The 14,413-nt window shown below is 33.4% G+C and carries 6 protein-coding genes; all 6 read right to left on the bottom strand.

Features of this window, described 5'->3' with window-relative positions:
• Positions 1 to 313: 313 nt before the first annotated feature.
• The 6 genes from ACWW38_RS11830 to ACWW38_RS11805 all read right to left on the bottom strand — a co-directional run bounded on the left by ACWW38_RS11830 (position 314) and on the right by ACWW38_RS11805 (position 13,675).
• Positions 314 to 961 (bottom strand): hypothetical protein, encoded by a 648-nt coding sequence (locus tag ACWW38_RS11830; RefSeq protein WP_456257755.1) that lies wholly within the window; start codon positions 959 to 961, stop codon positions 314 to 316.
• Between the two features lie 17 nt (positions 962 to 978).
• The gene (locus ACWW38_RS11825) at positions 979 to 2,175 is read right to left on the bottom strand and encodes an RHS repeat-associated core domain-containing protein (protein WP_456257754.1); all 1,197 of its coding nucleotides are present in this window, start codon (positions 2,173 to 2,175) and stop codon (positions 979 to 981) included.
• 542 nt (positions 2,176 to 2,717) lie between these two features.
• Positions 2,718 to 3,236, bottom strand: coding sequence for a hypothetical protein (locus ACWW38_RS11820; protein WP_456257753.1), 519 nt, complete (start codon positions 3,234 to 3,236; stop codon positions 2,718 to 2,720).
• A 16-nt stretch (positions 3,237 to 3,252) separates the two neighbouring features.
• Positions 3,253 to 4,002, bottom strand: coding sequence for an RHS repeat-associated core domain-containing protein (locus ACWW38_RS11815; RefSeq protein ID WP_456257752.1), 750 nt, complete (start codon positions 4,000 to 4,002; stop codon positions 3,253 to 3,255).
• Between the two features lie 1,948 nt (positions 4,003 to 5,950).
• Positions 5,951 to 6,325, bottom strand: a complete 375-nt coding sequence (locus ACWW38_RS11810; RefSeq protein WP_456257751.1) for a DUF2750 domain-containing protein — start codon at positions 6,323 to 6,325, stop codon at positions 5,951 to 5,953.
• 3 nt (positions 6,326 to 6,328) lie between these two features.
• Complete coding sequence (locus tag ACWW38_RS11805; protein ID WP_456257750.1) at positions 6,329 to 13,675, bottom strand: polymorphic toxin type 8 domain-containing protein; 7,347 nt, start codon at positions 13,673 to 13,675, stop codon at positions 6,329 to 6,331.
• Between the last annotated feature and the right edge of the window lie 738 nt (positions 13,676 to 14,413).

Here is a 14,413-nt window from a genome sequence, read left to right as displayed (position 1 = left end):
ATTTTTCCATTATTGTCTATTTCACTTACTTTTGTAGTAGTAGTGTTTGCAAGTTTGAATACTTCTTTTAAAAGCCTTTGTTTTTCTTAAGTATAAAAGATTTTAAATCTAAATCCTACGGATAGTAATGTATAATCTTCTTTGGAATATTTGTATAATCTATAAAAAGAAAGTTCATAGCAACATATGATATACATATTGCTATGAACTTTACATTTTACTTACAGATATGTTCTCATGTTTTTACACCCTTTAGGAAAACCTGGTACCTTAGCGGAAGACCAATATCCTCCGCTTGCTAGTGTAACTTTCCTTACCTTTTTATTTTTAGTCTAATTACATACATATACTTTCCATAACCATGAACACATATAACAACGGCTAACGCAGAAATAACCATTCCTATTAATGCTGCTAGAATATTTAATGGATCCTTAGATACATTTCCGGTAAATTTATATTCAGCAATCATCGCTAATATATTTCCCATTCCTACCATTAGTGCGGCCATACGCCAATCTGCATAAAGATACTTTTCATGTTTGTCCTTTTGTAATTTATTAATATACATTTTATTTGTTTTAAATACTCTTCTTATCAATAAAATTAATTCTATTAATATAAAGTTACACATAAGAAATATTTTTACCAAGTTACTTTTTAAATCTAAAAAACCAGCACTTCCCAAGTAAATTATAAACACTGAAATATTAATAAACAGCATGCGATAAAAATTATATGCAACTACAATAAACTTATTAGTTAAAGCGAAAATTAAACATAATACTCCAAGGACTATCCAAATTACGAATAGTATTTGTTTTGTAACTGCAATATTAAAAGACTTTTGTACTTCAATATAAAATAATGCATTAAATAAACTTAATCCTACTATTTGTTCAATTAAAAACATCTTCATCTCTTTATTTTCCAGATCTTCATCTTTTTTTATTATAAACAATCTACTTCCTCCTAAAATTAATTTAAAAATTTATCTTTTATTCCAGACCGTTCAATGGCTACACCTGCAATATATGATTCTACTAAGATTAATCCCCCAACTACGCTAGCTGATGCCGTAATTGGTAAAGAAGTAATAGCGCCTATGGTAATAGTAGTAGCAATAAATCCTACTGCAACAGAAGTAGCTACATCAAACCCAGTCCCTGCCCAAAATCTAGTATTAATCTGACCACCAGTATCTAGGTAATTTGTAGCCGCCGAAGTTAGCGCTGTAACTACTAGTGTTTCCTTACTAATACACTTTACTGCATTAGTAACATGCCCCGTTACGCTATGATTTACCCACTTATTAGTTTGACCTTTGGTCTTTATTCTGACCTGACCCTTGTTTTTACCAAATATTTTAGGTCTATCATAACTTCCTTTAGTTGATATGGATGATACAACATCACTAGCTAAACTTGCATTTGAAATAGTATTACTAACTGTCTTTGAATGGTTGACAACATAATTTTTTACCTTACTTAAAACCCTACTAGCTGTATTAAATGCTGATTTGATTTTATTCCAAATACTATGAATTCCAAGATATCCACTTGAATCTTCCATATTAACAGGATTATTCATAGTATATGCAAACATATTATGAGATAACAGCATCCCTGTTCGGCCACCAAATGCATCCGCATTTATAAATCTTCCCCATTCAGGGTTATAGTACCTGCTTTGTAGATAGTACAGCCCAGTCTCTGTATCATACCTATACCCTCTATATCTATACGGATTCTTAAATCCTACACTATCTTTCATAGTACCATCTATAGATACTAATTTACCCCAGGAATCATAAGTATAACTTACAACCTGCGTACCATTCTTGTCATACAAGCCAATTATATCACCTTGAGCATTTCTAATGTAGTAGTATTCAGTTCCATTTAAGTTCATGCTTACAAGATTACTGTCATCATCATAGGTATAGTAAATCTTATCAGTACCATTCTCTTCAAAGGTTACTCTATCCCCTACGAGATGATACTTTGTCGTTACTCCATTTACTGTCTTTTCAGTTCTTATGCCGTCGGCATTATACTTAAAGCTTATATCTTTGCTATTCCCCTTTATACCTGATAGTTGTCTTCCTTGTTCCCAGGTAAAGGTGTAGCCGTCATAGGTTAAAGGATTGCCTATTGTATCATAGGTGTGATACATTCTCTTTCTTTATTATCTACTTTACTTGCTTTTGTGGTAGTAATTTTAGTTTATAGATCGTTAAGAATGCACTGACGCCTCCGGCTTCCTTCAGATTCTACCTCACGATAGACACCACTGCCAAGCCCACAGCGGACTTTCACCGCCAAGTTGTTGCCCATGCTGGGCACACAAATAAAAGGGCTAACGTTCTGAACGTTAGCCCTAATTGTTACTACTATTAGAATATATATTTGATTTTTCCTTTGATTCGCTTGAAAAAACACGTCAATAGGTATTAGAACCTGTTGACGTTTTGTTGTTAGCTTCAATCAGCCATTGTATGAAGTTTTCACTGTTTGGCTTATGATTTTCTAAGATAGTGCCTTAGTAGCTCCTTTTTAGTACTCAATCAGAGTTTTCAGGGCACTTTTTCGCCTGCCAATTAGCTCTCACTACAAAATTCTAATTATGCATAGTGTTCAAAATATATAATACAAGCTAATTCAATTACTCATTAAATTACTGGAGAACAAATGATTATTGCATTCAGTTATTTTATCTTATGCATTAAGATTTTTTCGTTCTTCCACTCTTTTGATTGAAATCTTCTTGAAATGAACTAAGATAGTTGCTTCTGAAGCAAACAATACTTCATGGGATAGGATATTGTCATCTACCTCTAGAAATTCATTATATCCATAATCGTCAAATCCATATTGGAATCTTCTCTTCTTGTTTTCCTCAGCCTTTTCATCTTCATAATTAATTTGTACTTTTGTAACTCCCGTATACGTAATTTTCCATACATTCTTCTCACTTCCTACTTCTATGGATACCGAAATTGGATTTCTATATCCCTCATCTGCATGAATTACTTGAACGTTCTTAAGATGGAAATCATGGAAACCATGCTCTTTCATGTATATCTTAAGAAAACCCTTGGGAAGCCTCTCTTTAACTTTTTCGAATACTAGAGCATATTCTTTGCAATTCTTTTCCCATTGTATTCTAGCCTCCTCAAATTCTTCACTATTATCGCTACTAAACCCTCTCCATAGTTCTGTCTTAAAATATTTCATGTTAACTCCTCTCCTTTTATGGAATTGCTAAGTTTCCCGGTATTGTCCACCACAAAGGCGGAGCCAATGATGGAATGAATCTTATTGCTCTATAAACCAAATATCCTCCACCAACTACAACAACTCCAGTAACGGCTTTTTTTGTTTGTTCCTTTTTCTTTTTGCCCTTATATTCTTTTGCCTTTTTATCCCAATCCCAGCCAGTCTTTTTTTTCAGGGCTTTCTTTACTGAATTAGGAGGGTCTCCTGGGCTATTTTTCCCTTGGTCGTGTGGAGAACCGTCTTCATTCTGAGCCCATTCGCCTTTCCCTTTATACACATGAGCATGTCTTTGAAGCTTCATATCTAGAATTCCAGGGTCAATTCTAGCCTTCCATCCTCCCCCTAGGTCAATTACTTGTCCGCCGAACCCATCTGGGTCTTCCATAATAATTGGATTATTCACACAATACGCATATAAATTATGTGTTAACAGTTCTCCTGGGTTACCAATAGTTGCATCAGCATTGATAAAACGTCCCCACTCAGGATTGTAGTAACGACTCTGTAGATAATACAACCCAGCCTCGGTATCATACCTATACCCTCTATATCTATACGAATTCTTAACTCCTACACTATCTTTAAGACTTCCATCAATGGATATAATCTTGCCCCAAGAATCATAAGTATAGCTTACAACCTGCGCACCATTCTTGTCATACAAGCCAATTATATCACCTTGAGCATTTCTAATGTAGTAGTATTCAGTTCCATTTAAATTCATACTTACAAGATTACTGTCATCATCATAGGTATAGTAAATCTTATCAGTACCATTATCCTCAAAGGTTACCTTATCTCCAACAAGGTGATACTTTGTTGTTACTCCATTTATTGTTTTTTCAGTTCTTATGCCATCAACATTATACTTAAAGCTTATATCTTTACCATTTCCGCTTATACCTGATAGTTGCCTTCCTTGCTGCCAGGTAAAGGTGTAGCCGTCATAGGTTAAAGGATTTCCTATGGCATCATAGGTTATATCCTTTCCATTAAAGCTTGTAAGCTTATCTTTCCAGTTGGAATCCCCATATCCGTAGGATATTGTTGAAGTCGGTGTTCCTAAAGCTCCTGTTGTGTATGGATATTCTGTTTTATTTAGAATATTTCCTCCGGCATCATAGGAATAAGTTATAGTTTTATTTAGTACCTGATTTTCTTCTCTTGTAAGTTGATTTAGTTCATCATAGTAATAAGTTATTACCCTACCACTTTCGGTGATTGTTTTAATATTACCGTTGACATACCTAAATTTTAAGGAGATTCTATAGCCAAGCTATAGAACTAAGCGATTCACACAAAATCATAGATTTTGGTTCTCTGCTTATTTTTCCACTATTATCTATTTCACTTACTTTTGTGGTAGTAATGTTTGTAAGTTTGAATACTTCTTTTAAAAGACTTTGTTTTTCTTAAATATAAAAGATTTTAAATCTAACTCCTACGGATAATAATATCTATAACCTTCTTTAGGATATCTGTATAATCTATAAAAAGAAAGTTCACAGCAACATATGGTGTACATATTGCTATGAACTTTACATTATAATTATGGACATGTTCTCATATTTTTACACTTTTCGAGTGGAACCTGGTACCTTAGCGGAGGACTCAAAGGACTCCGCTTTCTTGTAAGTTTGAATACTTCTTTTAAAGGCCTTTGTTTTTCTTAAGTATAAAAGATTTTAAATCTAACCCCTACGGATAGTAATATCCACGACCTTCTTTAGGATATCTGTATAATCTATAAAAAGAAAGTTCATAGCACCATATAATGTACATATTGCTATGAACTTTACATTATACTTATGGACATGTTCTCATATTTATACACTTTTCGAGTGGAACCTGGTACCTTAGCGGAGGACTCAAAGGACTCCGCTTTCTTCTTAAGTATAAAAGATTTTAAATCTAACTCCTACGGATAATAATATCTATAGCCTTCTTTAGGATATCTGTATAATCTATAAAAAGAAAGTTCACAGCAACATATGGTGTACATATTGCTATGAACTTTACATTATAATTATGGACATGTTCTCATATTTTTACACTTTTCGAGTGGAACCTGGTACCTTAGCGGAGGACTCAAAGGACTCCGCTTTCTTCTTAAGTATAAAAGATTTTAAATCTAACTCCTACGGATAGTAATCTCCATAACCTTCTTTGGAATATCTGCATAATCTATAAAAAAGTTCATAGCAACATATGATGTATATATTGCTATGAACTTTACATTCTATTTATGGACATGTTCTCATATTTATACATTTTTCGAGTGGAACCTGGTACCTTTGCGAAGGACTCAAAGGACTCCGCTTGCTTTTTTTTCCTCTATAATATGGTCAGTAGAAGTCATAAAAAGTGACAACTTTTATAAAATTCTTAAATAATCTCCTTAAAAACTTTAGACTTAGCTTAAGACAAATCATAAAATATTTATCTTGCCAAGTTTTAAAGCATTTGGCGAGAACGTAGATTTTATTCTACGGCAAGCTTCCTATTTGTATAGCCAAACAGATGAAATTGGGTAATCCCAAACCCTCTTACTATATTAAAACCGCCCTTGCTTATGCAAAGGCGGTAATAGGTTGGTTAACTACCGTTATTCTTGTTAATGTTACATATTTATTTTTTATCTATAATAAATAATATAAGTTTTACCTTTACGTTTAATAATTTTCTAGCTCACATTCTAAATCACTTATAAGATTTTCAACCTCTAATACTGCTGAGTCTTGATTATTCCAAAATATTGACGGCTTTAATTTATCAGCTTTCATATCTGGAAGCCAATTATCAATAAACTCATATAAATCAATACTTTCTGCAACATATCCTCTCCATTCATCAATTGCACAAAACTCAGCAAATTCTTTTTTAGGCCAAAATGGTATCATCTTATTTCCTGAATCATCTTCTGTTATAGCCCAACCATCATCATATAATCCCCATAACTCTTCAAAATCAACTGTTTTTTTAATAAAGTACTCATATCTTTTTGAAGCTGGTAATTTTATTACAGCCTCAAATTCTTTATTATTCATCTATCATCTTCTCCTTCCATATTTATCATACTTATGTTGAGTTCTATGATTTTTAATTATTTGCAGATCACTATGCTTATAACCATATCCTTTTCTAGCCTCAAAACCTCTTTTATGAGCTAATTCATATCCATTCGGTACTCTTATTGTCTTTCTTTTCCCCTTTTTGATAAGATTAATATCTCTTTTTATTTCTCCCCTAAGTGCCGAGGAAACTTTATAATCAGTTGCTATTTGCCTTAGCCGTGCTTGTTTTCCAGTACGTCCAACTGCCTTAGCTCCTTTAGCTGCATACGAACCAGGAACAAAAGGAAGAGCAGCTGCTGCAACATCCCAAGCAAGATATCCTGCATTGCCCCAAGATGGTTTTTTTATTAAGTCATGTGCACTCCAGCCAATGCTACCTATATCAAGTATGGTTTCCCAAAAGTAACCATATTCATCAGACCTATTAACAGGGTTATTATCGCAATAAGCAAATAAATTTTTATCTGTAAGGTCATCTAATGTATTTTCTAAAACATCTGTATCATCCGCATTTAACATGCGACAAAACTCAGGATTATAGTACCTACTTTGCAGATAGTAAATCTCGGTCTCGTCGTCATACCTGTATCCTCTGTACCTGTATGGATTCTTCTGTCCTACAGTGTCCTTCAGACTTCCATCAATAGCTATCAGCTTACCCCAGCTGTCATAAACATAGCTAACAACCTGAGTTCCTGTTTTATCAAATAAGCCTATAATATCATTTTGTGCATTCCTTATATAGTAGTATTCTACACCATTGAGATTCATTGAAACAAGGTTATCTTCATTATCATAGGTATAGTAAATCTTATCAGTACCATTATCCTCAAAGGTTACCTTATCTCCTACAAGATGGTATTTTGTTGTTACTCCATTTACTGTCTTTTCAGTTCTTATGCCATCAACATTGTACTTAAATATTATATCTTTACTATTTCCGCTTATACCTGCTAGTTGTCTTCCTTGTTCCCAGATAAAGGTGTAGCCATCATAGGTTAATGGATTTCCTATGGCATCATAGGTTATTTCCTTTCCATTAAAGTTTGTAAGCTTATCTTTCCAGTTAGAGTCCCCATATCCGTAGGATATTGTTGAATTTGGTGTTCCCAAAGTTCCTGTGGTGTATGGATATTCTGCTTTATTTAGAATATTTCCTCCAGAATCATAGGAATAAGTTATAGTTTTATTTAATATCTGATTATCTTCTCTTGTAAGCTGATTTAGTTCATCATAGTAATAAGTTATTGCCTTACCACCTTCGGTGATTGTTTTAATATTACCATTAGCATCATAGCTGTAAGATATCTTTTTCCCATTATTGTCTATTTCACTTACTTTTGTGGTAGTAGTGTTTGTAAGTTTGCCAGCCTCAAAGGTATACTTTGTTATAAAGTCACTTAATCCTGTATTTAGTGATTTATCAGTTAGTCTTCCTAAGTTATCATATTTATAGTTTACCCAGTTTCCTCTTCCATTTGTGTATAGACTATTTATTTCTTCGGAAGACAATGCTGTATTGTAACTGCTTAGTCCCTCTAGCTGTCCATTTAGCTGGTAAGTTCCTAAGAGGGTTCCTCCAACTGCTGTTTTTGCTCCTGTGAAGTCTTTAAAGCTTGTAGTGCTTCCTGAATAAACTTTATCATTTATATATAGTTTGGCATTTAAGGTGGTTCCAGATACGTTCCAAGTGAAGGCTCCGTAGTTCCATGTATTTGCTGTTACAGCTTCTGTAGATGTTATTAAAATTAACCAGCCTCCGGCGCTGTCTCTTACAGCTAGGTTAAGCTTGTTGTTACTGTCTAAGTAAAGGCTTAGTACGCTTCCATTTCCTTCTGATGCTAGTATATATCTATTTGTTGTACCACCTTTGGTGTTAAACCATACTCCTAAGGTTCCTTGGTCTTTTTTTATCCCTAAATCATATAGTATTTTAGTGTTTTCAGCTGTTGTTAAAACATTTTTTCCCTTTTGTTCTGCAGCTACTGCTAGATCTTTTGTAAAGCTGGAACCTGTTTCACTATAGGGTTTTGTTCCTTTTGAACCTATGGTGCTGTTGTTTAGTGGGAAATACTCCATATTTCCATTATTATTCAATGGATTATTGTAGTAAATATTTGTAGGTCTATTATCTTTGTCATAGTCATAGGAAGTCATATATCCTATTCCATTTACTTTTTCTTGGAAAGTGCTTAAATTATTTCCCTTGTCATAGCTATAGTTTATTATGTTTCCTTTAGAATCTTTTACCTTTGAAAGTCTCTCAGAGGCATCGTAGATGTACCTATAGTTTACTCCGTTTATTAAGTCTTCAAGGATTCCTAAGTTGCCGCTGGCATCATAAGAATATTTAAATTTTTCTTCTCCATTAATTAGTTTAGAACTTATTCTATCCTCAGTGTCGTATTTATAAGACACTTTGTGTCCATTACCGTAGGTAGAGCTTAAAAGTAGCTTTGTCCTATCTTGAAATACATTAGTGATTAAATTTTGGCTTCCTACATTAACTCCAGTATTATTATCTGCTCCGTCATAGTTGAAAGTATAGCTAAATCCATTGTGACTTACTGTCTTTATTTTATCATTTTCATAGGTGTAACTATTTTTTATGGTATTTAACCCAAGATAGTTTCCTCTTCCAGCACTACGAATAACATCTATATCTGCTTTAGCTAAAGCTTCCTTAGAGTATATAAACTGATCCATTAACCCGTTTATTGAGTAGAGTCCTGAGTTGTGCATACCAAGTGAAGTTGTAGCTCCTGTAAAATCTTTTATAGTTGCTGCGTCTATATTAGTTACTGTGTATACTTTGTCATTTAAATATAAATTAAAGGTAAGTATATTATTAGCATCTTTGCTCCAGTTAAAGGCTGCATAGTTCCATGCAATATTTGTAACAGTATCTGTAGAGGTTATAATTGTCCTCCAGGTTCCATCAGTATTTCTTACTGCCAAGTTTAATTTATTACTTGTATCTAGATAAATGCTTAACATAGAAGCATTACTGCTTAGCTGAGAATCAAGTACATATCTTGTAGTTGCACTAGTGTCTGGTTTTATCCAAGTTGCCATAGTTCCTGAATTTAACCCTAACCCTAGAGAGTATACAAGCTTATTATTATCCACTGCTTTAAGTACCTGATTTCCATTCTCATCCTCTTCAAATATTGCATTATTTATAGATGGACTTGTACCCTTTGTTCCTGTTGCGCTTCCTTCAAGAGGAAATACTTCAAGTTTTCCCTCTGAGGATATAGCTTGTACTTGTTTTAGTCTATCCATGGAGTCATAGGAATAAAATATAGAATTTTCCTTTGCATCTGTAACTCCATCTAAGTTTCCTTTAGTTGTATCATAATTATAAGTTACCTTGTTTCCGGAGGAATCTTCTACTGACTTTAGGTAATTTCCATCTGCTGTGTATTCTGCAGTAGATGGTATAGTTAGTCCATTTGTATCTCCTATTTTGGAAGTCTTAGGGTTTCCGTATTGATCATAGCTAAAAGTGTATTTTACATTTTCAGCTGAAGTTGCTTCTGTTAAATTATGTTTTGTATCATGCTTGTAAGTAAAGTAGCCCCCATTTATATTTACCATTTTGTTAATATCATTGTTGTCAGAGTACTCAAACTGGGATTTTTTATTTGCTAAATCCTGAGTTGATATTAAATTTCCCTTATCATCATATTGATAGCTCTCTCCAAATTCTTCTTTATAAAGCTGAAGACCATCAAAGTATGCCGTATTTTCATTTTCGTAATATAAGGCATAGAAAGTTATACTCTTGTATGCTGCTCCTGTAATTATTTTTGCTGATGTATACTGCCACTCCGTTGAGTCTTCATTGAAAGGAACTACTTTCCACTCATAGGTTCCATCTAATTTCTCTATACCTACATCCAAGGCAAACTGTCTGTTTCCACCTAACTGTGTAGAATCTCCCTTTGCCCAGCCTGATACAACGTATACATCTCCCTCACTGCCTGATTGATTTATCTTTTGGTATATATTTTTAGTTTTTGATGCACTTCCATTGATTTTAAATACTTTTTTGCTTTTATCTAAGCTTGAAGGATACATAGAATCCGTTGAAGTAACTATTGTATCAGTAGAATCTATATGTGCATTTTTACTCCAAAACTCTGGTATTGGTTCACCATATATAAAATTAGGGTTTTCTAGCATATTATAGCGGTTAGCTAAAGGTCCGTCTTCTAACTGAATAGCATCAAAGTATGCTGTACCACTTTCCTCTACAATACCTACATTTGCTTCAATAGTATCTGATGCTGCGTTAGCTGGAAGGGTAAAAGTCACTTCCTGCCTTTCCCAATCATTAGTTCCTGAAACGTAATCAGAATATACTGTTTGGGTATTTCCACTTTCATCTTGATAAGTTATAAAAGCTGCTGCACCCTTTTTGTTATCATTAGATACATTATCTGTTTTTATATAGGCTGATAGAGTATAGGTATTTCCTTTAGTTAAGGTTACCTGCTGTTTATGGAAACGTCTTTTTATATTATCATTTTTTACTGTTTTTAAGGACTGACTTCCTAGGTATTTAATGGCAGTATCATAGGTTGATGAACCATTAGTGTTTCCATCATTAACTGCTGTCCAATTAGCTGCTATTTCTGTATTATGATTTTTTAAGTAATTCATTATAGATTTTTGAAGTTTAGATTCAAAGGATAGTTTATTATCTAGATCTTTTCCAGTATTACTCTTTGTATTATAATCATAATAAAGAGCATTTCCCTCATCATCTCTTATAGATACACTTCTTCCAGAGTTATCAAATTGATATATTTCCTTCTTTCCTCTAAAGTCATTATATGTGGTATTGTTATATCCGTATTTAACATTGATTCCTTGTCCTGGAGTACCATCTTTATTAGTTTCTACTATTTGTCTTACACGATAGGGAGCTACGCTATAGTAAACATATTGTATTTTATAATTATCATAGTTTGTAGCACAGGTTAAGTTATTGTTAGAATCGTATGTATATGTGCTATATTTTCCATCTGGATAAGTTATTCTTGTAAGGTTTATTCCATCATAGTAAAAGCTTGTTCTTCTATTGCTTGGATCAATTATTCCTAGAAGATATCCACTTGCATTAATATCTAGTGTGGTAACTCTACCAGCTCCATCTGTTATATATTTTAAAACTGTTCCATCATAATTAAGGGTTTCAGTATTACCGTTATTATCTTGGATTTTATAAAGATAACCACCAGATGTAAATAAAAGTAGGTTGTCCTTCTTGTCCTGTATTTTATATCTTTCATATACACTAGATGAATTTATGGTCATAGTAATATCTATACCACTCTCATCTTTGTATTTACTTTCAGCTGAATTATATACTAAGTAATGCTCTGTTCCATCTTCATCTACATAGAGATATTTTTCAGTTCCTGAGACTGGCGTTAGCTTTTGACTTAGATTTAACCTCCATCCATTACCATATCCTATGCTTATGTTTCTATTATTGCTGTTAAATACATGGTTTAAAGATGTAGGCATTCTATTTCCATTCATAGATAGGTCATTATGGATAAATACTAAATTACCATTGTAATCGTTAACATAGCCTGTGCCGGCTCTTCCTATATTTTGAGAATGGTATGTCCAATAGTTTTCAAGTCCTGTACTATCAGTGTAATATATAGTGGCTGTTGGTCTTCCACTGGCAAGCCCACTCTCCGAGTCTGAAGATATAAACTGATTGTATCCACTAGCTTCATCATGATTTTTTACCATAAGTCCATTGTTTGTTCCTGTGGATGTCCATTCTTTTGCAATAGATGTGATATCCCATTGAAATACATTTTCGGCTGCTCCGCTTACTATTTTATAATCCTCTACCTTAGTGTTAAACCCCGGTTGATTATTCCAAGTTATAGTACTGGAATTCCATGGGGCTAGTACCTTATGAACATCTATTTGTGTTGGAGTTGAATTTGATTGATTTAGCCATAAACTTAAGTAAGCATGGGTTATCACACTTGTTGGTTTAATTGCAGGTAAATCAAAAGAAATAAATGATCTATTTCTGCTTGTAATTGACCCATTACCAACCTGTAGAAATTCTACTCCTCCATAATTTGAATTTGGAACTCCCTCTGCTACATAGCTATCATGTATACTATTAATGTTTTGAGAAGTTTCTACTGTTGGATCAATAACTATAGGATAAGCTCTATCTCCACTATCCAGCCATTCTTTATTTGGCAGTATGTTTAATACGTAGTTATTTCCCTTTTCTTCTAAAGTTACTTCTATGTCTTTACTTATTTCTCCTTTACCGTCATACATACAAGGAGCTTCCATAGTATATATAAGTTTTGAATTTTCCACATTGTCATAAAAGCTTATACTTTTATCTTTATTTAATTTTGCAATTAAGTTTTTAGCTTTTAAGGTAAATTGGAAGTTTGGATTGTCTACTTTCTCATTTAAAACTATAGATTCTTTGACTTTTTTTGATGTGATATTGTACTCTAGATTTACTTTATTCTCTATGTTTTCGTACTTAATCTTTGAATTTATATTCTTTAAAATCTTTTTATCTTCATCATTGTTTTGACTTTTAGCTAAACTTAGTAGTGATTTATTCTCTTCTGTATTTGAAGATACTACCTTACCTTCAACTTCTGCAATAGGACACTCTTCATCTGTACTATTACCTTCTGCTGCTTTTGCTTCTTCCTTTTCATTACTGGAAGTTGCAATGCTATTCTCATTACTCGAAGCTTCAATAGTAGATTCTTCTGTATTAGTAGTTTCTGTCCCTTCAGCTTTTCCTTCCTCAACTGTCTTCTCAGTAGTTCCAGAAGTATTTGTTGGTTCATAACTTTTCTTGACTTTGCTTACTTTCCAAGATACCTCATATTTATCTTTGTTTATGCTTATTAGCTTTTCTGAGTTTGACTTTTTAGCTATTTTAACTTTAAAGTCATTTTTCTTATTTTCTAATATACTGTTGCCCTGATCATCTTTAGCTTCCACTAAAGTATTGTCTATATCCTGCCACTTGCCGTTTTCCTTGTAGTGAACTGGATCTTTGTATATTACTGCTTCATATGTATTGTCTTCAAGTAAAAAGTGTTTTATGTTTTCTTCTCTTTTGTCTTCCTCCTCTTTAACTATATTAGGGGGATTTTTAGTTTTAACCTCTGTTTCCTTGAATTCAGGCTCTACATAGGCTTGTTTACCATTTAGTGTCTCTGCAAATGCTTGTGTTGGAATCACTGTAACAATAAAAAAAGCCACTAAAACCCTGGATATTAATCTTTTGTAACTGTTCACCATATTTCCTCCTCTGTTATAATTGTTAATATCTTGTTAATATAAGTGTATAACACCTAAATGGCAGGCTTCAAGGAATAATGTATGGTATGTCATGAACATATTTCCTAAAGTGTAGTATTATAATCATTTTGCATGGCGTAGCCGCACTGTATTGCAATCAGAAAATACTAGTATAACTTCAACAGGCTTCGCCTAAAACCCTAACACCCTCATCGGGTTAAGCGCTCTGCGCTTCTCTAATAAGTCAATTAATCTGATGACTACCATCCGTAACACTCTCACTTCTAAAGTGAGAGATAACGGCTGCTACGTCCCTAGGTAAGGGCTTCTAAGCTTCAACTGGAAGAAAAACTCCATCTGAAGCCAAGAATCCTCTTTATATAATACTTACAAGACCAATAAATTAGCTATATTCTAAATAGTAACTACTACATTTCTTAACATACGTTTTATTTGAGTAATAGCGGCCTTGATTTGCCAACTTTAAGGTACTAAAAGTCAGAAGGTGTATAATTCATTAAGAGAATTTTGAACAAGTCTTAGAAGTTCTTAGTTTGTGAATTTAAAAATTACCGTAATTCCCGCCTAGGACGGGCGGGAGCCAGGTCTGCAGCAGGACGCTGCATAGGACTGGGTAGGGAATTTTTAAAGGCACAAACTTAGAACTTCTTGACGAAGCGAAGATTCTCTGTTGAATTATACACCTTCGATTTTTAGCACCTTACTTTGTACTTT

Source organism: Clostridium sp. JNZ J1-5 (assembly GCF_053901425.1).
This window is presented reverse-complemented; position numbering and strand designations above follow the sequence as displayed.

Excerpts from the sequence above, each read along its gene's own strand:
- ACWW38_RS11825 (WP_456257754.1), bottom strand. The coding sequence starts at position 2,175 with ATGTATCACACCTATGATACAATAGGCAATCCTTTAACCTATGACGGC.
- ACWW38_RS11820 (WP_456257753.1), bottom strand. The coding sequence starts at position 3,236 with ATGAAATATTTTAAGACAGAACTATGGAGAGGGTTTAGTAGCGATAAT.
- ACWW38_RS11815 (WP_456257752.1), bottom strand. The coding sequence starts at position 4,002 with ATGAATTTAAATGGAACTGAATACTACTACATTAGAAATGCTCAAGGT.
- ACWW38_RS11810 (WP_456257751.1), bottom strand. The coding sequence starts at position 6,325 with ATGAATAATAAAGAATTTGAGGCTGTAATAAAATTACCAGCTTCAAAA.